This window comes from Burkholderia sp. AW33-5, from assembly GCF_053427615.1.
This window is the reverse complement of the sequence record NZ_JBSAXA010000009.1, coordinates 1-16,999: the sequence shown is the minus strand read 5'-3', so window position 1 is coordinate 16,999 and position 16,999 is coordinate 1. Positions and strand designations below refer to the sequence as shown.

21 protein-coding genes and 1 pseudogene are annotated in these 16,999 nt (G+C 65.2%); 12 read left to right on the top strand and 10 right to left on the bottom strand.

Features of this window, described 5'->3' with window-relative positions; all coding sequences use genetic code 11:
- The first annotated feature begins 16 nt into the window (after positions 1-16).
- Positions 17-805 carry a type II secretion system protein N gene (locus ACV22V_RS16360; RefSeq protein ID WP_448014672.1) on the top strand — a complete coding sequence of 263 codons (789 nt, stop codon included), beginning with the start codon at positions 17-19 and terminating at the stop codon, positions 803-805.
- Between the two features lie 29 nt (positions 806-834).
- Here ACV22V_RS16360 and ACV22V_RS16355 read toward each other — a convergent pair whose 3' ends face one another.
- Both ACV22V_RS16355 and ACV22V_RS16350 read right to left on the bottom strand, forming a co-directional pair.
- On the bottom strand, positions 835-2,361 hold the full coding sequence (locus ACV22V_RS16355) for an efflux transporter outer membrane subunit (protein ID WP_448014670.1): 1,527 nt from the start codon (positions 2,359-2,361) through the stop codon (positions 835-837).
- Between the two features lie 275 nt (positions 2,362-2,636).
- The gene (locus tag ACV22V_RS16350) at positions 2,637-2,921 is read right to left on the bottom strand and encodes a multidrug ABC transporter ATPase (RefSeq protein WP_082721891.1); all 285 of its coding nucleotides are present in this window, start codon (positions 2,919-2,921) and stop codon (positions 2,637-2,639) included.
- A 176-nt stretch (positions 2,922-3,097) separates the two neighbouring features.
- On the opposite strand from ACV22V_RS16350, the gene ACV22V_RS16345 reads away from it, so the two are divergent.
- Positions 3,098-3,586, top strand: a complete 489-nt coding sequence (locus ACV22V_RS16345) for a MarR family winged helix-turn-helix transcriptional regulator (RefSeq protein WP_448014668.1) — start codon at positions 3,098-3,100, stop codon at positions 3,584-3,586.
- Positions 3,587-3,760: 174 nt separating this feature from the next.
- On the top strand, positions 3,761-5,323 hold the full coding sequence (locus ACV22V_RS16340; RefSeq protein ID WP_448014666.1) for a DHA2 family efflux MFS transporter permease subunit: 1,563 nt from the start codon (positions 3,761-3,763) through the stop codon (positions 5,321-5,323).
- Positions 5,324-5,380: 57 nt separating this feature from the next.
- On the opposite strand, the gene ACV22V_RS16335 is transcribed toward ACV22V_RS16340, so the two are convergent.
- A complete protein-coding gene (locus tag ACV22V_RS16335) occupies positions 5,381-6,307 on the bottom strand; it encodes a LysR substrate-binding domain-containing protein (protein WP_448014664.1) in 927 nt (308 codons plus the stop codon).
- A gap of 140 nt (positions 6,308-6,447) precedes the next feature.
- Between ACV22V_RS16335 and ACV22V_RS16330 the strand changes: the two genes are divergently transcribed.
- The 9 genes from ACV22V_RS16330 to fliR all read left to right on the top strand — a co-directional run bounded on the left by ACV22V_RS16330 (position 6,448) and on the right by fliR (position 12,327).
- Positions 6,448-6,924 (top strand): CidA/LrgA family protein, encoded by a 477-nt coding sequence (locus ACV22V_RS16330; protein WP_059531325.1) that lies wholly within the window; start codon positions 6,448-6,450, stop codon positions 6,922-6,924.
- 13 nt (positions 6,925-6,937) lie between these two features.
- A complete protein-coding gene (locus ACV22V_RS16325; RefSeq protein ID WP_059531328.1) occupies positions 6,938-7,660 on the top strand; it encodes an LrgB family protein in 723 nt (240 codons plus the stop codon).
- Between the two features lie 179 nt (positions 7,661-7,839).
- Positions 7,840-8,376: a flagellar basal body-associated protein FliL gene (gene fliL / locus ACV22V_RS16320; RefSeq protein WP_059531331.1), complete on the top strand. Its 537-nt coding sequence runs from the start codon at positions 7,840-7,842 to the stop codon at positions 8,374-8,376.
- A 22-nt stretch (positions 8,377-8,398) separates the two neighbouring features.
- Positions 8,399-9,397: a flagellar motor switch protein FliM gene (gene fliM / locus ACV22V_RS16315; protein ID WP_059531334.1), complete on the top strand. Its 999-nt coding sequence runs from the start codon at positions 8,399-8,401 to the stop codon at positions 9,395-9,397.
- Positions 9,390-9,863, top strand: a complete 474-nt coding sequence (gene fliN / locus ACV22V_RS16310) for a flagellar motor switch protein FliN (RefSeq protein WP_448014662.1) — start codon at positions 9,390-9,392, stop codon at positions 9,861-9,863. Before fliM ends, fliN begins: the two co-directional genes overlap by 8 nt.
- Positions 9,860-10,429: a flagellar biosynthetic protein FliO gene (gene fliO / locus ACV22V_RS16305; protein WP_448014660.1), complete on the top strand. Its 570-nt coding sequence runs from the start codon at positions 9,860-9,862 to the stop codon at positions 10,427-10,429. The genes fliN and fliO overlap by 4 nt, the downstream gene beginning before the upstream one ends.
- A 36-nt stretch (positions 10,430-10,465) precedes the next feature.
- Positions 10,466-11,227 (top strand): flagellar type III secretion system pore protein FliP, encoded by a 762-nt coding sequence (fliP, locus tag ACV22V_RS16300; protein ID WP_059465943.1) that lies wholly within the window; start codon positions 10,466-10,468, stop codon positions 11,225-11,227.
- A 16-nt stretch (positions 11,228-11,243) separates the two neighbouring features.
- Entirely contained in the window at positions 11,244-11,516 is a 273-nt protein-coding gene (fliQ, locus tag ACV22V_RS16295; RefSeq protein ID WP_006750427.1) for a flagellar biosynthesis protein FliQ, read from the top strand.
- Positions 11,517-11,544: 28 nt separating this feature from the next.
- Entirely contained in the window at positions 11,545-12,327 is a 783-nt protein-coding gene (gene fliR, locus ACV22V_RS16290; protein WP_059691479.1) for a flagellar biosynthetic protein FliR, read from the top strand.
- A 361-nt stretch (positions 12,328-12,688) separates the two neighbouring features.
- Here the strand turns inward: fliR and ACV22V_RS16285 are convergent, their stop codons facing one another.
- The 7 genes and pseudogenes from ACV22V_RS16285 to ACV22V_RS16255 form a co-directional block, all read right to left on the bottom strand.
- On the bottom strand, positions 12,689-12,949 hold the full coding sequence (locus tag ACV22V_RS16285; RefSeq protein ID WP_175916689.1) for an Imm32 family immunity protein: 261 nt from the start codon (positions 12,947-12,949) through the stop codon (positions 12,689-12,691).
- 515 nt (positions 12,950-13,464) lie between these two features.
- Positions 13,465-13,722: a DUF7683 domain-containing protein gene (locus tag ACV22V_RS16280; protein ID WP_223961266.1), complete on the bottom strand. Its 258-nt coding sequence runs from the start codon at positions 13,720-13,722 to the stop codon at positions 13,465-13,467.
- Positions 13,719-14,957, bottom strand: a complete 1,239-nt coding sequence (locus ACV22V_RS16275; RefSeq protein WP_448014657.1) for an RHS repeat-associated core domain-containing protein — start codon at positions 14,955-14,957, stop codon at positions 13,719-13,721. Before ACV22V_RS16275 ends, ACV22V_RS16280 begins: the two co-directional genes overlap by 4 nt.
- A 117-nt stretch (positions 14,958-15,074) precedes the next feature.
- A complete protein-coding gene (locus tag ACV22V_RS16270; RefSeq protein WP_448014655.1) occupies positions 15,075-15,488 on the bottom strand; it encodes a hypothetical protein in 414 nt (137 codons plus the stop codon).
- Positions 15,489-15,772: 284 nt separating this feature from the next.
- Positions 15,773-15,913, bottom strand: a pseudogene (locus tag ACV22V_RS16265) (RHS repeat-associated core domain-containing protein); the annotation flags it as partial.
- A gap of 18 nt (positions 15,914-15,931) precedes the next feature.
- Positions 15,932-16,390, bottom strand: a complete 459-nt coding sequence (gene comJ, locus ACV22V_RS16260) for a competence protein ComJ (protein ID WP_223961523.1) — start codon at positions 16,388-16,390, stop codon at positions 15,932-15,934.
- A gap of 8 nt (positions 16,391-16,398) precedes the next feature.
- Positions 16,399-16,999: RHS repeat-associated core domain-containing protein (locus ACV22V_RS16255; RefSeq protein ID WP_448014653.1), on the bottom strand; the 601-nt coding region annotated here is incomplete at its 5' end.

Here is a 16,999-nt window from a genome sequence, read left to right as displayed (position 1 = left end):
AAGCGACGGTCGGCCGATGAGGCCAGGGATCCGGCGGCTCGTCGCCGCATTGCCGTGGGTGGTGGCGGGCGGGCTCGCGACGGCGCTGACGCTCGTCGCGCTCGCGCCGGCCGCCTGGATCGCCCCGCAGTTCGCGCGCGCGACCGGCGGGCACGTCAACCTCGTCGATCCGGACGGATCGCTGTGGCACGGCTCGGGCACATTGATGCTCGCGCCGGGCGCCGACCAGAGCGCGGCGACGCTGCTGCCGGGCCGGGTCGAATGGACCACGGGCTTCTGGCCGTTCCTGACCGGGCGCGTGCGGATGCGCATGCGGCAGACCGAGGCGATGCCCGACGCCGTCACGCTCGACGCGACGTGGCGTGGCGCGGTGCTGTCGGCGGGCTCGATGGCCGTGCCCGCGTCGCTGCTCGCCGGGCTCGGCACGCCGTTCAACACGCTCGATCTGCAGGGTGACGTGCGGCTCGGCTGGACCGACTGGCGGATGATCGGCAACAACGCGTTCGGCCAGTTGACGGTGACGATCGATTCGATGAGTTCGCGCGTGTCGCGCGTGAAGCCGCTCGGGTCGTACCGGGCGGTGCTGCAGGCGAAGGGGGCGGACGCCGATCTCGACCTGTCGACGACGCAGGGCCCGCTGTTCCTCGACGGGCACGGCAGCTTCGGCCCCGGTCAGGGTTCGTTTCGCGGCACCGCGCACGCGGCGCCCGAGCAGCAGGCGAATCTCGCCGGACTGCTGAACCTGCTCGGCCATCCGATCGGCAACAACCAGGTGTCGCTGATCTTCGGCGACGCGACGCGCTGACGCGCGCGGCGCGCTCGCCTTTTCCCGTCTTACTTCTGCGCGAGCGGTGCGGCAGCCGACGGTGCGGTCGCGGCCGGCGCCGCCACATCGCCCGTCTCGCGCGCCATGTCCGATACGTCCCAGCCGCCGCCGAGCGCCTTCACGAGCCCGACCGACGACACCATCCGCTGCCCGCCGATCGTCGCGAGCTTCTGCTGCGCGGTGAACGCGGTGGTCTGCGCGGTCAGCACGTTCAGGTAGGCAACCGTGCCGGCCTTGTACTGGTTCGTGACGATCGCGAGCGCGTGCTCGGCGCTGTCGACGGCCTGCCGCTGCACGTCGACTTCCTGCGCGAGGATGCGCTGCGACGCGAGGTTGTCCTCGACGTCCTGGAACGCGGTGAGCACCGCGAGGCGGTACGCGGCGACATCCTGGTCGTAGGTCGCGCGCGCGGCATCGGTCTGCGCGGCGCGCAGGCCGGCGTCGAACAACGTCGCCGCGAGCTGCGGGCCGACCGTCCAGAACCGCGCGGGCAGCGTGAACAGTTGCGACCACACCGAGCTCTGGAAACCGCCGGTGGCCGACAGCGTGAGCGTCGGGAAGAACGCGGCAATCGCGACGCCGATCTGCTCGTTCGCGGCCGCCGCGCGGCGCTCGGCCGCCGCGATGTCGGGCCGGCGCTCAAGTAGCGCGGACGGCACGTCGACCGGCGTGATCGGCGGTTCCGCCGCGAGCGGATTCGGCGGCAGCGAGAACGTCGAGGCCGGTTCGCCGATCAGCGTCGCGATCGCGTGCTCGTACTGCGCGCGCGCGACGCCGTTGTCGATCGCCGCGGCCTGCGCGCTCTGCAGCTGCGTCTGCGCCTGGATCACGTCCGCGCGCGCGGCGACGCCCTGCGCGTACTGGTTCTGCGTGAGCTTCAGCGATTCGCCGTACGACTTCACGGTGTCGTCGAGCAGCTTCTGCAGCGCATCGGACGTGCGCAGCTGGAAGTAGGTCTGCGCGAGCAGCGCCTGCTGCGACAGCCGCGCGTTCGCGAGATCGGCCGCGGCGGCCGCCTCGCCGGCGCGCTGCGCGCTGACGCTGCGGCTCACCTTGCCCCACAGGTCGGGCTCCCAGCTCGCATCGAGACCGACGCTGTAGCTGTTGCCGATCGACGAGCTGCTGCCGAAACCCGACGTGCTCGACGTCGACGCGCGCCCCGTGCGGGAGCGCGAGCCCGACGCGGTCAGCCCGACGGTCGGGAAGTACGCGGCACGCGCTTCGGCGACGAGCGCGCGGGCTTGCCGGTACGCGGCGGCCGATTGCGCGATGGTCTGGTTCGATGCGTTGAGCTTGCCGATCAGCGCGTCGAGCTGCGGATCGTTGTAGACGGTCCACCACGGGCCGCGGTCGGCCCGGTCGGCGGGCTGTGCGACCTTCCAGCCGGCCGGCGCTTCCTTGAAGGCGGCGGGGATCGACGTGTCGGGCCGGTGATAGTCGGGCCCGACGGCGCAGCCGGCGAGCAGCACGGCCGTCGCAACGGCGACGGCGGCGCTCAGCGGGCGAAGGGCGCGCGGGAGGGGGGCGTACGGCATCGTGGTATTCCTGTCTGGGCGCGATGGCCGGCGAGCGGCGTCGCGCGATGCGGTCGTTGTGCCGCTGGCGGACAAATGGTAACTGACGGCGGGAAAGCTGCGCAGCCCTAAGGGTACGGTGCGCGGCGGCACGAATGTGTTACCGGCGCGGACGGCCGGTTTACCGGTCATTACGGATCGCTTGCGCGCGGAGCGGGCAACGAATGCGGCGCGGACGGCGCCGGGCCGCGGGGATGCGGCCGGCGTTCAGTCCGGATGGCGGGGGTGGTGCGGTGTCAGTGGCAGTGCACGGGCACCGGGACGGGATCGGCGGCGGACCGCCATGTCGACGGCTCCGTTGCCGCCGGCTGGCTCGTGCGGCGGGCGGTGTGCTTCGCGTTGCGCTGCCGGCGGTGATCGAACCATGCGAACCCGAGCGCCGCGAGCGATCCGCCCGGTACCACCAGCATCGTCACGTACAGCGCGATCTTCCAGCCGCGGTGCGGCCCGGAGAACACATGATGAGCGGTATCGGTCAGGTTGCGGCGCAGCGCGCCGGCGGCATTTTTCAGGAACAGCATCGCGAACATCCTCGGGGTGCCCGGCAGCGCGGGCGAAGCGGTCAGAACATCGTCTCCGGCAGTGCAACATGCACGTCGTAACTGGTTGCCTGAAATAATATTGACTAAGCAATTAATTTTCAAGATACTGGGCGCGTTTTGACCTGAAACGCACTATTGCTGCGCGCGCAATTCGCATGAACGGCGGCCTCTACGATCCCGACACCATCGCACTGGAAACGAGCCTCGGTTACTACCTGACCAAGGCCCGGCAGGCGCTCGTCGAGCGAATGGACCGCGCGCTCGAGCCGTACGACCTCACCGCGCAGCAGATCGGCGTGATCCTGCTGTTGTCGCGCGGCTATGCGCGCACGCCGTTCGAGCTGTCGCGCAAGATGTCGTACGACAGCGGCTCGATGACCCGGATGCTCGACCGTCTCGAGCGCAAGGGCCTGATCGCACGCTCGCGCAGCGAACAGGACCGCCGGGTGATCGAGCTGACGCTGACCGAACGCGGCGCCGAAGCGGCCCGCGCGCTGCCGTCGCTGATCGCGACCGCGCTGAACGCGCAGCTGGCCGGCTTCTCGGCCGACGAGCTCGTGCTGCTCACCGGCCTGCTGCAGCGGTTCATCGCCAACGGGCCCGGCGACACCGGCTGCCCGAAGCCCGACGAACCGGATTGTTGAGCTCGGAGGCCCGATGTCTAGGTTAAGCAGTCGCTTATTTCTCTGTCTGGGCAGAAGATGACAAGGCACGTGCTCCGCCTCTCCCCTCACCCGTTCCAACCAGCCGGGCCGCGCGATATCGTGCGCCCGTGCGCTGTGCCGGCGCGTCGCGCGCGCCGCGTCTAGGAGATTCCGATGTCCGCCACCACGGCATCCGCCGCGCCCCGTCCCGCCGAACCCGCGCCGCTGACCGGCGGCGCGCTCGCGCTCCTCACCGTCGGGCTCGCGCTCGGCACCTTCATGGAAGTGCTCGACACGTCGATCGCGAACGTCGCGGTGCCGACCATCTCGGGCAGCCTCGGCGTCGCGACGAGCGAAGGCACGTGGGTGATCTCGTCGTATTCGGTCGCGTCCGCGATCGCGGTGCCGCTGACCGGCTGGCTCGCGCGGCGGGTCGGCGAAGTGCGCCTGTTCACGCTGTCGGTGCTCGCGTTCACGATCGCGTCGGCGCTGTGCGGCCTCGCGGAGAACTTCGAGACGCTGATCGCGTTCCGGCTGCTGCAGGGCCTCGTGTCGGGGCCGATGGTGCCGCTGTCGCAGACGATCCTGATGCGCAGCTATCCGCCCGCGAAGCGCGGGCTCGCGCTCGGGCTATGGGCGATGACGGTGATCGTCGCGCCGATCTTCGGCCCGTTGCTGGGCGGCTGGATCAGCGACAACTACACGTGGCCGTGGATCTTCTACATCAACCTGCCGATCGGGATCTTTTCGGCGGCCTGCGCGTACTTCCTGCTGCGCGGCCGCGAGACGAAGACGACCAGGCAGCGGATCGACGCGGTCGGCCTCGCGCTGCTCGTGATCGGCGTATCGTGCCTGCAGATGATGCTCGACCTCGGCAAGGACCGCGACTGGTTCAACTCGACCTTCATCGTCGCGCTCGCGCTGATCGCGGTCGTGTCGCTGGCGTTCATGCTCGTGTGGGAGGCGACCGAGAAGGAACCGGTGGTCGATCTGTCGCTGTTCAAGGACCGCAACTTCGCGCTCGGCGCAATGATCATCTCGTTCGGCTTCATGGCGTTCTTCGGCTCGGTCGTGATCTTCCCGTTGTGGCTGCAGACGGTGATGGGCTACACGGCCGGCAAGGCCGGCCTCGCGACCGCGCCGGTCGGGCTGCTCGCGCTCGTGTTGTCGCCGCTGATCGGCCGCAACATGCACCTGCTCGACCTGCGGATGGTCGCGAGCCTCGCGTTCATCGTGTTCGCCGGCGTGTCGATCTGGAACTCGACGTTCACGCTCGACGTGCCGTTCAACCACGTGATCCTGCCGCGGCTCGTGCAGGGGATTGGCGTCGCGTGCTTCTTCGTGCCGATGACGACGATCACGCTGTCGAGCATCTCCGACGAGCGGCTCGCGAGCGCGTCGGGGCTGTCGAACTTCCTGCGCACGCTGTCCGGCGCGATCGGCACCGCGGCCAGCTCGACGTTCTGGGAGAACGACGCGATCTACCACCACGCGCGGCTGTCGGAATCGGTGAGCGTCTACGCGCAGAGCACGACCGACTACCAGGGCGCGCTCGCGCAGCTCGGCATCGTCGGCCAGACGGCCAACGCGCAGCTCAACCAGCTCGTCACGCAGCAAGGCTTCATGATGGCGACCAACGACTTCTTCCACCTGTCGGCGGGCGTGTTCATCGCGCTCGCGGCGCTCGTATGGATCACGAAGCCGAAGAAGGGCGCGGGGCCGGCGATGGGGCACTGAACGCGCGGCGGGCCGCGCCGGCGCCGGCCCGCTCCTCTTCCATCCCGGCGGTGGGTCTCACTCCCGCGCCAGCAATCCGCCGAACGCCAGATCGTCGCCCGACGCGATCGGCAGCGTCGCCCGCGCGACCTCGAGCCATGCACGCGCCGCGTGCGACAGGTAACCCTTCTTCAGCCAGCCAAGCGCGATCGCCCACGTGATTTCCGGCTCGATGATCGGCCGGCATGTGAACTGCCGCGCGTCGAGCCGCCGGCAGTACGGCTCCGGCAACAGCGCGATGCCGACGCCAGCGTGCACGAGGGCCGCCATGAAATCCCAGTGTCCGCTACGGCTCACGATCGACGGCGTGAAGCCGGCCTGCCGGCACGCGTCGAGCACCGCATCGTGCAGCGCGAGGCTCTCCGCGTAGAACACGAACGACTCGCGCGCGAGATCGGCGAGCGGCACGGCCTTGTGGTCCTCCCAGCGCGACTCGCGCGGCGCGACGAGCCACAGCGGCGCACGCACCATCGGCAACCGCTCGAACGTGGCGGGATCGACCGGCTCCAGCAGCCCGCCGAGCTCGAGCTCGCCCGCCATCAGCGCGGCCTCGATCATCCGCGCGCCCTGCTCGAACAGCTTCAGCTCGATGTTCGGATAGCGCTGCTTGTACGCGGCGATGATCGGCGTGAACAGCGACCCGCCGAGCGGCGGAATGCCGATCGTCAGCTCGCCGCGCCCGAGCGTGCCGAGATCCTTCAGCTCCGACTGCAGCTGCGCCTGCGCGGCGAGCACGTCCTGGCCGCGCTGGAACACGATCCGCCCCGCATCGGTCAGCACCATCTGCCGGCCGTCGCGCAGCAGCAGCGGCGAGCCGATCTCGTCCTCGAGCGCCTTCACCATCTTGCTGATGGTCGGCTGCGTGACGAACAGCCGGTCGGCGGCCGCCGTGAAACTCTGCTGACGGACCACCTCGACGAAGTACCGCAGCGCGCGCAATTCCATCGATCACTCCCCAGGTTGGTGCAGCGAACACAAACTGAATTCCGAATTGGAATGATAAGGATAGAGACAAGTCATTTTATTTATGGTTAGGGGAAACCCTATACTCACACCATCGACGAAACATCTGTATGGAGCCCGCCATGACCCAGCCGACCGCCACTGCCGCCGCCCGCCCCGCCGCTTCGGGCAACGTTGCGCGTACGGGCCGGATCGTGCTTCAGGCCACCGCGCTCGGCGTGCTGTGGATGGCCGTCGACTGGACGGTACGCGCGGTCGGGCTGCCTGTGCCGTCCGGCGTGATCGGCCTCGCGGTGCTGCTCGCGCTGCTGTTTTCGGGCCGCGTCGCGCCCGCGTGGGTCAAGGACGGCGCGAACTGGCTGCTGTCCGACATGCTGCTGTTCTTCGTGCCGGCTGCCGTCGCGGCCGTCCAGTATGGCGGGCTGTTCCGCGAGGACGGCTGGCGTATCGCGCTGGTCATGCTCGCCGGCACCGCCTTCGTGATGGTCGCGGTGGCGGTGGCGGTCGACCTCGCCGCGAAGCTCGAACGCCGGCTTGCCGCGCAGCGCGTGTTCGCCGAGCGCCGCCGCGCGCGCCTCGCCACCGTGTCCGCCCACTGAGCCGGAGCCTGGAATGCCTGCGCTGCTGTCGAACCTGTCCGCCGACCAGGTGAATACCGCGATCTCCGTCGGCTGCTTCGTGCTGACGGTCGTCCTGTATTTTGTGTCGAAGCGGCTTTACGCGTACAGGAAGACGCTGCTGTTCTCGCCGCTCGTGTTCGTGCCCGGCGTGCTGGTGCTGCTGGTCCTGCTGACCGGCATCCCGTATTCGGTCTATTTCCGCGACACGCGCTGGCTGATGTGGCTGCTCGGCCCGGCGACGATCGCGTTCGCGGTGCCGATCTACGAGTACCGCGACCTGATCCGCCGCCACTGGCTGTCGCTGTCGGTCGGCGTCGCGGTCGGGATCGGCGCGGGCGTGTGCGGGTCGCTGTTGCTCGCGAAGCTGCTGCACCTGTCGCCCGAGCTGCAGCGCTCGCTGATGACGCGCTCGGTCTCGACCCCGTTCGCGCTGGCCGTATCCGACAAGATCCATGCCCCGAAGGACCTCACCGCCCTCTTCGTGATCGCGACCGGCATCTGCGGGATGCTGCTCGGCGAAATCGTGCTGGCGCTGGTGCCGATGCGCACGCGGCTCGCGCGCGGCGCGCTGTTCGGCGCCGCCGCCCACGGCGTGGGCACCGCGAAGGCGCGCGAGATCGGCAGCGAGGAAGGCGTCGTGTCGAGCCTCACGATGATGATCGCCGGCGTCGCGATGGTGCTGATCGCGCCGCTCTTGTCGCTGTTGCCGATCTGACACTGCGCGGGCGGGCGCCGCCGCCAGCCCGCTCCGCCTCGCTGCCCCGGCGCCCGCCGGCCGCGCCTCGCCCCGCTGTTCCCGCCCTGCATCGAGCCGACACCCGCCCGACAATCGGCTGAGATAGCCGCAATTCCCCCCTCTTTTCCGCCCATCGGGCTCGGCCCGGATGCCGAACAATGCATGCTACGAGACATCACGCACGCATTCACATGGCCTCCACGACTGCAAACCCGACCGCCGACAAGCCGGCTTCGTCCGGCAAGTTCAAGCGCATCGCGCTCATCGCCGTCATCGCGCTGGGCGCGGCCGCCGCCGCCGCGGGCGGCATGTACGTGTTCCTGAGCAAGGCAGGCGTCGGCCATGCGAGCGCGCCCGCCGAACCCGCGCCGCTTGCCGCGCCGGTGTTCTTCCCGCTCGACCCGTTGACCGTCAACCTGCAGTCGGACGACGGCGTGCAGCACTACCTGCGCGTCGGCCTGTCGCTGAAGCTCACCGACCCGAAGGCGCAGGAGCAGCTGACCGCGCGCATGCCGGAGATCCGCAGCCGGATCCTGCTCGCGCTGTCGAACAAGCATCCCGAGGATCTCGCGACGCCTGACGGCAAGCGTTCGCTCGCGACGGAACTGCGGGAGCTGATCGAACAGCCGACGCAGCCGGGCAACCAGCGCGCGAAGGTCGACGACGTGCTGTTCACCGAATTCGTCGTCCAATAACGCGGCCGGACAAGGAGCGCGCATGGGCCACCAGGAGTTCATGTCCCAGGAGGAGGTCGACGCCCTCCTCAAGGGCGTCACGGGCGAAACCGATTCAGTCGACGAGCAGCGCGACACGTCGGGCGTCCGCCCCTACAACATCGCGACGCAGGAGCGGATCGTCCGCGGCCGGATGCCCGGCCTCGAGATCATCAACGACCGCTTCGCGCGCCTCTTGCGGATCGGCATCTTCAACTTCATGCGGCGCACGGCGGAAATCTCCGTGAGCCAGGTGAAGGTGCAGAAGTACAGCGAGTTCACCCGCAACCTGCCGATCCCGACGAACCTGAACCTGGTGCACGTGAAGCCGCTGCGCGGCACGTCGCTGTTCGTGTTCGACCCGAACCTCGTGTTCTTCGTCGTCGACAACCTGTTCGGCGGCGACGGGCGCTTTCACACGCGCGTCGAGGGCCGCGACTTCACGGCCACCGAGCAGCGGATCATCGGCAAGCTGCTGAACCTGGTGTTCGAGCACTACACGACCGCGTGGAAGAGCGTGCGGCCGCTGCAGTTCGAATTCGTGCGCTCGGAGATGCATACGCAGTTCGCGAACGTCGCGACGCCGAACGAGATCGTGATCGTCACGCAGTTCTCGATCGAGTTCGGGCCGACGGGCGGCACGCTGCACATCTGCATGCCGTACTCGATGGTCGAGCCGATCCGCGACGTGCTCGCGTCGCCGATCCAGGGCGAGGCGCTCGAGGTCGACCGCCGCTGGGTGCGCGTGCTGTCGCAGCAAGTGCAGTCGGCCGAGGTCGAGCTGAGCGCGAATCTCGCCGAGATCCCGTCGACCTTCGAGAAGATCCTGAACCTGCGTGCGGGCGACGTGCTGCCGCTGGAGATCGAGGACACGATCACCGCGAAGGTCGACGGCGTGCCGGTGATGGAATGCGGCTACGGCATTTTCAATGGTCAATATGCGTTGCGCGTGCAGAAGATGATCAGCGCGGGCGACACGATGAAGGAAGGTGGATATGAGTGAGCTGAACCCGACGCCCGAACTCGACCCGCAGGCGCTCGCCGACGCGGCGCTCGCGGAATCGGCCCCCGCCGCGGCGGAGGAAGAGTCGAGCCTCGATGACTGGGCCGCCGCGCTGGCCGAGCAGAACCAGCAGCCGGTGCAGGCGGGCGCGACCGGCGCCGGCGTGTTCCAGCCGCTGTCGAAGGCCGCCGCCAGCTCGACGCACAACGACATCGAGATGATTCTCGACATCCCGGTCAAGATGACCGTGGAACTCGGCCGCACGAAGATCGCGATCCGCAACCTGCTGCAGCTCGCGCAGGGTTCGGTCGTCGAACTCGACGGCCTCGCCGGCGAGCCGATGGACGTGCTCGTGAACGGCTGCCTGATCGCGCAGGGCGAGGTCGTGGTCGTCAACGACAAGTTCGGCATCCGGCTGACCGACATCATCACGCCGGCCGAACGCATCCGGAAGCTGAATCGGTGAACGTCGTGACGTCCGGCCGCGGCGCGCGCCTTTTGCCGAGCGTGGCGACGCTGGCCATCGCCGCGTCGTTCGTCTGCGCGCCGGCCGGCGCCGCCGACATGAACGCGGTGAACAACGCCGGCGCCATCGCGTCGAGCGTGACGGTCGGCTCGGCCGTGCCGTCGCTCGGCGTCGGCGCGGTGCTGCAGACGCTCGTCGGGCTCGCGGTCGTGATCGGCCTCGTGTTCGGCTGCGCGTGGCTCGCGCGCCGCTTCGGGTTCCAGCCCGCGCGGCGCGGCGGCCCGCTGAAGGTCGTGTCGAGCGTCGGGCTCGGCGCGAAGGAAAGCGCAACGATCGTCGAGATCGGCGATACCTGGCTCGTGCTCGGCGTCGCGCCGGGCAACGTGCGGCTGCTGCATACGCTGCCGGCCGGCTCGGCGGCGGTCACGACAGCGCCGGCTTCGGCCGACGCCCCCGCCGGCATTGCATCGGACGAACGCGGCCAGCCCGGCACGTTCGGCGCGCGGTTTCGCGATGCGCTCGCGGGCGAAGCCGCGAAGCGCTTCGGGCGCGGCAAGGACCGCTGACATGGCGTCGCGCCCTCTCTCCGTATTCGCATCTCAATGAAACACGAATTCCTGCGTCACGCGGCGCGCTTCGCGCCCGTGCTGATCCTCGGCCTCGCCCCCGCGCTCGCGTGCGCGCAAGCGGCCGGCCTGCCCGCGTTCAACACGAGCCCGGGCCCGAACGGCGGCACCACCTATTCGCTGAGCGTGCAGACGATGCTGCTGCTCACGATGCTGTCGTTTCTGCCGGCGATGCTGCTGATGATGACGAGCTTCACGCGCATCATCATCGTGCTGTCGTTGCTGCGCCAGGCGCTCGGCACCGCGACGACGCCGCCGAACCAGGTGCTGGTCGGCCTTGCGATGTTCCTCACCTTCTTCGTGATGTCGCCGGTGCTCGACCGCGCGTACGCCGACGGCTACAAGCCGTTCTCCGACGGCGCGATGCCGATGGAGCAGGCCGTGCAGCGCGGCGTCGCGCCGTTCAAGAGCTTCATGCTGAAGCAGACTCGCGAGACCGATCTCGCGCTGTTCGCGAAGATTTCGAAAGCCGCGCCGATGCAGGGCCCGGAAGACGTGCCGCTGTCGCTGCTGGTGCCGGCGTTCGTCACGAGCGAGCTGAAGACCGGTTTCCAGATCGGCTTCACGATCTTCATCCCGTTCCTGATCATCGACATGGTCGTCGCGAGCGTGCTGATGTCGATGGGGATGATGATGGTGTCGCCGTCCACCGTGTCGCTGCCGTTCAAGCTGATGCTGTTCGTGCTCGTCGACGGCTGGCAGCTGCTGATCGGCTCGCTCGCGCAGAGCTTCACGTAAGCGGAGGAAGCGCGCGATGACGCCCGAACAAGTGATGACGCTGGCGCACCAGGCGATGATGGTCGGCTTGCTGCTGGCCGCCCCGCTGCTGCTGGTCGCGCTCGCGGTCGGCCTCGTCGTGAGCCTGTTCCAGGCCGCGACGCAGATCAACGAATCGACGCTGTCGTTCATCCCGAAGCTGCTCGCGGTGGCCGCGACGCTCGTGATCGCCGGCCCGTGGATGCTGACGACGATGCTCGACTACCTGCGGCAGACGCTGCTGCACGTCGCGACGCTCGGCGCCGGCTGAGCGGCACGCCAGGCTCCGTACCGCCGCGATGTTCTCGGTCACCTACGCGCAGCTCAACGGCTGGCTGACGGCTTTCCTGTGGCCGTTCGTGCGGATGCTCGCGCTCGTCGCGACGGCGCCCGTGATCGGCCACGCGGCCGTGCCCGTGCGCGTGAAGATCGGCATCGCCGCGTTCATGGCGCTGGTCGTCGCGCCGACGCTCGGCGCGATGCCGGGCGTCACCGTGTTCTCGGCGCAGGGCATCTGGATCGTCGTCACGCAGTTTCTGATCGGCGCGGCGATGGGCTTCACGATGCAGATCGTGTTCGCGGCCGTCGAGGCGGCCGGCGACTTCATCGGCCTGTCGATGGGGCTCGGTTTCGCGACCTTCTTCGACCCGCATTCGAACGGCGCGACGCCGGCGATGGGCCGTTTCCTGAACGCGATCGCGATGCTCGCGTTCCTTGCCGTGGACGGCCACCTGCAGGTATTCGCGGCGCTGGCCGCGTCGTTCCAGTCGCTGCCGGTGTCGGCCGACCTGCTGCACGCGCCCGGCTGGCGCACGCTCGCCGCGTTCGGCGCGACCGTGTTCGAGATGGGGCTGCTGCTCGCGCTGCCGGTGGTCGCGGCGCTGCTGATCGCGAACCTCGCGCTCGGGATCCTGAACCGCGCGGCGCCGCAGATCGGCATCTTCCAGATCGGCTTTCCGGTGACGATGCTGGTCGGGCTGTTGCTCGTGCAACTGATGATCCCGAACCTCGTGCCGTTCGTGGCGCATCTGTTCGACATGGGGCTGGATGCGATGGGGCGGGTGCTGGTGGGGTGGCGGTAAGTGGGGAGCGTGGCTGTTCCACCCGAACGTCGTGCGCTCGCCGTTACGCTTGCGCGCCGTCAGGTTCCCTTGCTTGTCGTACGTGTAGTGCGTGCCGGCATATTCCTTCAGCAGGTTGTCCAGCAGCGGCGCGGCCGGCTTCCCGCCGAGCGCGCCAATCCCGTGCGCGTCTCGCTCCGTCGCGTCCACGATATTGCTCGCCGGATCGAACGCAAACGTCTCCACGCCCAGCGACGACTGCGCGCGCGTGAGCCGGCCAATCGGGTCGTACGCATACTGGCTGCCGGTTTCCACGCAGGACAAACTCGCTCCGTCGGATTAGGGGCGTATTGATCGCTTGTTAGTCCGATGAAGTCCTGCTCTAACCGTCAAGCGACTTCACTTTGTCTTGGTTGATGGCGATTACATCAACGTGACTCTCGTACGAAAAGTTCGATATCGCATCTTGCAGATGCACATGTTCCACATCGTTGGAATCCATCTCGTAGGCAGCGTTAATCAGGAAGACGCCCAGAGCACGTATAACTTCCGCATTGGCAAGTACAGATATTTCATCCAATGTTAGAGACTTGTCGCTACCTGCAACTGTTCCAAAAATCTTCAACTCACCAAGATCTCTCATAGCTCGAAACCCTCACTCCGCAAATATTCTTTCTCTGTTCGTGTCAACAGTTAGCGCCATTATCTCCATTCGACAACGTCGATCAGGGCACTGCCATTCATCTCAAAATAATCCAAGCTTATCGCTTTTCCATGCCGCAGGAAATGAATACCAGATCATTGACGATTTCCCTACCGAATCTAAATGTTCGATTGATGATGTGTGGCTCAGCAATCCGTAATGCACCGCAATACATCCAGTCCTCGTCGATCAAGACGTAGGCGCCATCCCTGTATGTTTTGCTTATGTTCGACAGAACCAGCCCTATCCCAGACGGGGAAAGGCATATTGACATCACACAACGGTTGGTCCGAACAGTTCGGGTAGCACGTCGTACACACATCGAACTCTCCGGCTTCAAACCCGGTGACCGCATCGACCTCTCATTCAGTCACACCTCTCGACAGATCACCATCTGCCCGGATTGCCGACAACCTCGCTAACACCAAGGGCCGCTCACGCGGGCCTTGGTTCATTTAGTCGGTCGCATCCACACAAGATAGGTAGTAGACGTAGCGGTCCACATCAAAATCAGAAGCAACGAACTTGCGCAACTCCTTCAGTTTCTCGTCATCTAGCTCGATCTCTTCGTACATAAGATCATCCCTTTCAAACCCACAGATATCTTGCAGCTCATCCAAGGATGGATTAATTTCGAATGGAATCTCAAAGAACGAGAACTCGTTGCCTTTCTCAAATCGAGAGATGAAACGCTGAACGGGGTGCAGACTCATGGCTCAACCTTCCGTGTTCGTACTGGCCCTTTTCCTGGAATTGGTTCGCCCGAATTTGGGTCGAATGCTCCCATATGATTACCACGCTTATCGTAACGTTCTACTTCCCCATGTTGATAGTCCCATTCACAAATGCACCCCTTGGGTTCTTTCCAGCGAGCGCGCTTTTTCCCCGGAATTCCCGGAATCGGTGTTTTCGGCGGAACCCGTACAACCTCTGGGAACCCCGGCAAATTCTTCGACGCCGGGATGTACTTGCTCAGACCAAGCGGGTCTATCCATTCCACCGGGTTCGACGCGTATTGGTATGCGTTCAGGCCACCCGCGAGCCCAATCGGGTCCTTGCTAACGAACCGCCCACTACCCGGATCGTAGTACCGATGCCGGTTGTAATGCAGCCCCGTCTCACGATCAAAGTACTGCCCCGCAAACCGCAGCGGATTCGCGATGCCAGCCTTGCGCGCCGCCTCGCTGATCACCTCCCGCGCTTCACCCCACGCCTGATAGCGTGCCGACCACGCCAGTTCACCCGCCTCGTCCGTCAACTCCTGCGGCGTGCCGATCTGATCACAATGGTAGTACGCCAGCGACGTGAGATCCGGCGCTTCGTTCTCCCCATCCCCCAGCACCGCCGGCCCCGTCACGCGCAACAGCGGCGTGAAGCTTCCCGGCTCATACACATAGTGCGTCGTCTCGCGCTTGTCCCACGACGTCTCATACGCCAGCGTATCGCCGTCCCAACCGTACAACGTCAGCCCATAGCCGTGCTCCTGCTTCAGCCGACGCCGCTCCGCATCCCGCCAGCCGCTGCCCGCGTTCATCAGATGCGGCACTTGCGGCTCCGTCAGCTTCGCGATGCGCCGACCCAGCGCGTCGTACACATACCGCGCCTCCATGTGCCGGTTTTCCGCCGTCACCAGCCGGCCCAGGCTGCTCCACCCGAACGTCGTACGCTCGCCGTTGCGCTTGCGCGCCGTCAGGTTCCCTTGCTTGTCGTACGTGTAGTGCGTGCCGGCATATTCCTTCAGCAGGTTGTCCAGCAGCGGCGCGGCCGGCTTCCCGCCGAGCGCGCCAATCCCGTGCGCATCCCGCTCCGTCGCGTCCACGATATTGCTCGCCGGATCGAACGCAAACGTCTCCACGCCCAGCGACGACCGCGCGCGCGTGAGCCGGCCAATCGGATCGTGCGCATACTGGCTGCCGGTTTCCTCGCCGGCAAGAAGCTCCGCGTTCACGTTGAACTTGGCAAGTTCACCATCACTGTTGCTGAACGCCGAGATTCAACTCAGCACCCAGACGACAAGGGCAGCCCACGTGACCCGTCGGTCATTTCTCTTGCCACCTTTTAACGTCTATCCGTGAACTATCTCGAAACATTTCCCCACGTCGACACGCCTTGCAAGTAATTCTCCAATTTGACCGACTTTCAGAAAATTGCCCTCCTCTATGTCCACCAAATCGCCCGAGTTATTTTCAATATAGCCAGTCAAGCACGCTACTACGCTTTTGTTTTTCAACCTTTCACTCAAAAAACCAATCAATTGCCGCCTAGCACCCTCTCCCTCTTTTCTGAATATATCATTTGCAGCCTGCCGACTCCAATCCGTTACAAGCGCGCCCGTCATTTTCTTGCCCTTATAGCATATATCCACCCACCCCCCAAAAATCTCCGGAGGAATAGAAAATTTCCCGACAAGTGAAAAGTCATTGTAATAATTCGAGGTTGAATTATTTTTTTCGAAATAAATCAAAAAATAAGACATCATGCTCCCTATTTTTTAGGGTAGAAAATATGTGCATCCCCAGCCCCCCCCTTCGTGATTATTTGGATGAACGTTCGACAATCTGCCCTCCGTACTACCTGTAACTCTGTCAGGATGGGCGTCATGCTTCATCAATTTTCCACATGCACACCGCTTACCCAAGCTTATAGCATCACTACGATTGTCAGCATGGACGCACCACCTCTCTGCACGCGAGAAATCGCTTGCTTATCGGTGATATCTCTCCTTAATTCGACTCGCTGAGCAGTTCGCGTCGCGACCCGGTAGCCCATTAAACCAAGTGGATCGATCCAGCTACTCGGATTCGGCGCGTATTGGAAGACATTGATACCGCCTTCCAGTCCGATCGGGTCCTTCGACACGAAACGCCCCGACATCGGATCGAAATACCGATGCCGGTTGTAGTAGGCCGGAATCGCACCCCATCACGCAGCAGGGGTTGCACTCATCAGCAAAGCATCGCGCTTAGTAATCTCCGAATCAGCCCTGATGATCTGCGGTTGTGGGTTTGGGTCCGCAACAAAACTAATTCGGCACCAAGGTCTTTTATCCTTGCTTCCTAGTTCGAAGGTCAGCCGATAGATGCCGGCATCGATTTCGATTTCACGTTCGTCTCCAATGCTGCCAACAACTACGGAACCGTGTGCGGGGACCGTAAAGGGGACCGCAATGACCCTAAACGCAGCGGGATCGGGTTCAACAGTGTTTGTGGCCTCGATAACGACTGCCGTCTCAGTGTTTTCCACCATCCCGAACGAAACGCTCCCCGGGCGCCAAGCGAAGCCTTGACGGACATGCTCATCTGTCCAGTCATTAAATGGCTCATCTAACGCACCATCGAATACACACATTTGGTTGTAGGACACCAAGATCGTCTCGGTCATCTTCGCTCCTATTCCTTGACGTTGATTTTTACACGAGTTCCCGGCGCCAGCTTCCTACACTTATTGCCAAGAAATGCACCCGCACCACGATTATCCGATGGATCGATGGCCCGAACGCTTGCGCCTGCACCGCCCTCCTTAAAGGATGCCGGCGGGTACTCATCCAAGTCCTGCCCCGGCACCTTCGGAATTCCAGACAGAGATTGTTGCCTTCGCCCGGTTGCGTTAGCTGGGTCCCAAGTTAGCACGCTCGGATGCCCTTGCGCCTGTGCATCGAGGATATGTTGACCCGCTTGCGGATAGCGCGCGAGCGGAAAATCAATCTCGCAATCGCATTTGCAGGTCAGTCCAAGTGGATCGGTCCACCGCACCGGATTGGGCGCGTATTGATAGACATTAATCCCACCCGCCAGCCCAATTGGGTCCTTGCTAACGAACCGCCCACTGCCCGGATCGTAGTACCGATGCCGGTTGTAATGCAGCCCCGTCTCACGATCGAAGTACTGCCCCGCAAACCGCAGCGGATTCGCGATCCCGGCCTTGCGCGCCGCCTCGCTGATCACCTCCTGCGCTTCACCCCACGCCTGATAGCGTGCCGACCACGCCAGC

Bases quoted from the DNA above. Each gene is read 5' to 3' on its own strand.
- ACV22V_RS16360 (WP_448014672.1), top strand. From the start codon at position 17: ATGAGGCCAGGGATCCGGCGGCTCGTCGCCGCATTGCCGTGGGTGGTG.
- ACV22V_RS16355 (WP_448014670.1), bottom strand. From the start codon at position 2,361: ATGCCGTACGCCCCCCTCCCGCGCGCCCTTCGCCCGCTGAGCGCCGCC.
- ACV22V_RS16350 (WP_082721891.1), bottom strand. From the start codon at position 2,921: ATGCTGTTCCTGAAAAATGCCGCCGGCGCGCTGCGCCGCAACCTGACC.
- ACV22V_RS16345 (WP_448014668.1), top strand. From the start codon at position 3,098: ATGAACGGCGGCCTCTACGATCCCGACACCATCGCACTGGAAACGAGC.
- ACV22V_RS16340 (WP_448014666.1), top strand. From the start codon at position 3,761: ATGTCCGCCACCACGGCATCCGCCGCGCCCCGTCCCGCCGAACCCGCG.
- ACV22V_RS16335 (WP_448014664.1), bottom strand. From the start codon at position 6,307: ATGGAATTGCGCGCGCTGCGGTACTTCGTCGAGGTGGTCCGTCAGCAG.
- ACV22V_RS16330 (WP_059531325.1), top strand. From the start codon at position 6,448: ATGACCCAGCCGACCGCCACTGCCGCCGCCCGCCCCGCCGCTTCGGGC.
- ACV22V_RS16325 (WP_059531328.1), top strand. From the start codon at position 6,938: ATGCCTGCGCTGCTGTCGAACCTGTCCGCCGACCAGGTGAATACCGCG.
- fliL (WP_059531331.1), top strand. From the start codon at position 7,840: ATGCATGCTACGAGACATCACGCACGCATTCACATGGCCTCCACGACT.
- fliM (WP_059531334.1), top strand. From the start codon at position 8,399: ATGGGCCACCAGGAGTTCATGTCCCAGGAGGAGGTCGACGCCCTCCTC.
- fliN (WP_448014662.1), top strand. From the start codon at position 9,390: ATGAGTGAGCTGAACCCGACGCCCGAACTCGACCCGCAGGCGCTCGCC.
- fliP (WP_059465943.1), top strand. From the start codon at position 10,466: ATGAAACACGAATTCCTGCGTCACGCGGCGCGCTTCGCGCCCGTGCTG.
- fliQ (WP_006750427.1), top strand. From the start codon at position 11,244: ATGACGCCCGAACAAGTGATGACGCTGGCGCACCAGGCGATGATGGTC.
- fliR (WP_059691479.1), top strand. From the start codon at position 11,545: ATGTTCTCGGTCACCTACGCGCAGCTCAACGGCTGGCTGACGGCTTTC.
- ACV22V_RS16285 (WP_175916689.1), bottom strand. From the start codon at position 12,949: ATGAGAGATCTTGGTGAGTTGAAGATTTTTGGAACAGTTGCAGGTAGC.
- ACV22V_RS16280 (WP_223961266.1), bottom strand. From the start codon at position 13,722: ATGAGTCTGCACCCCGTTCAGCGTTTCATCTCTCGATTTGAGAAAGGC.
- ACV22V_RS16270 (WP_448014655.1), bottom strand. From the start codon at position 15,488: ATGATGTCTTATTTTTTGATTTATTTCGAAAAAAATAATTCAACCTCG.
- comJ (WP_223961523.1), bottom strand. From the start codon at position 16,390: ATGACCGAGACGATCTTGGTGTCCTACAACCAAATGTGTGTATTCGAT.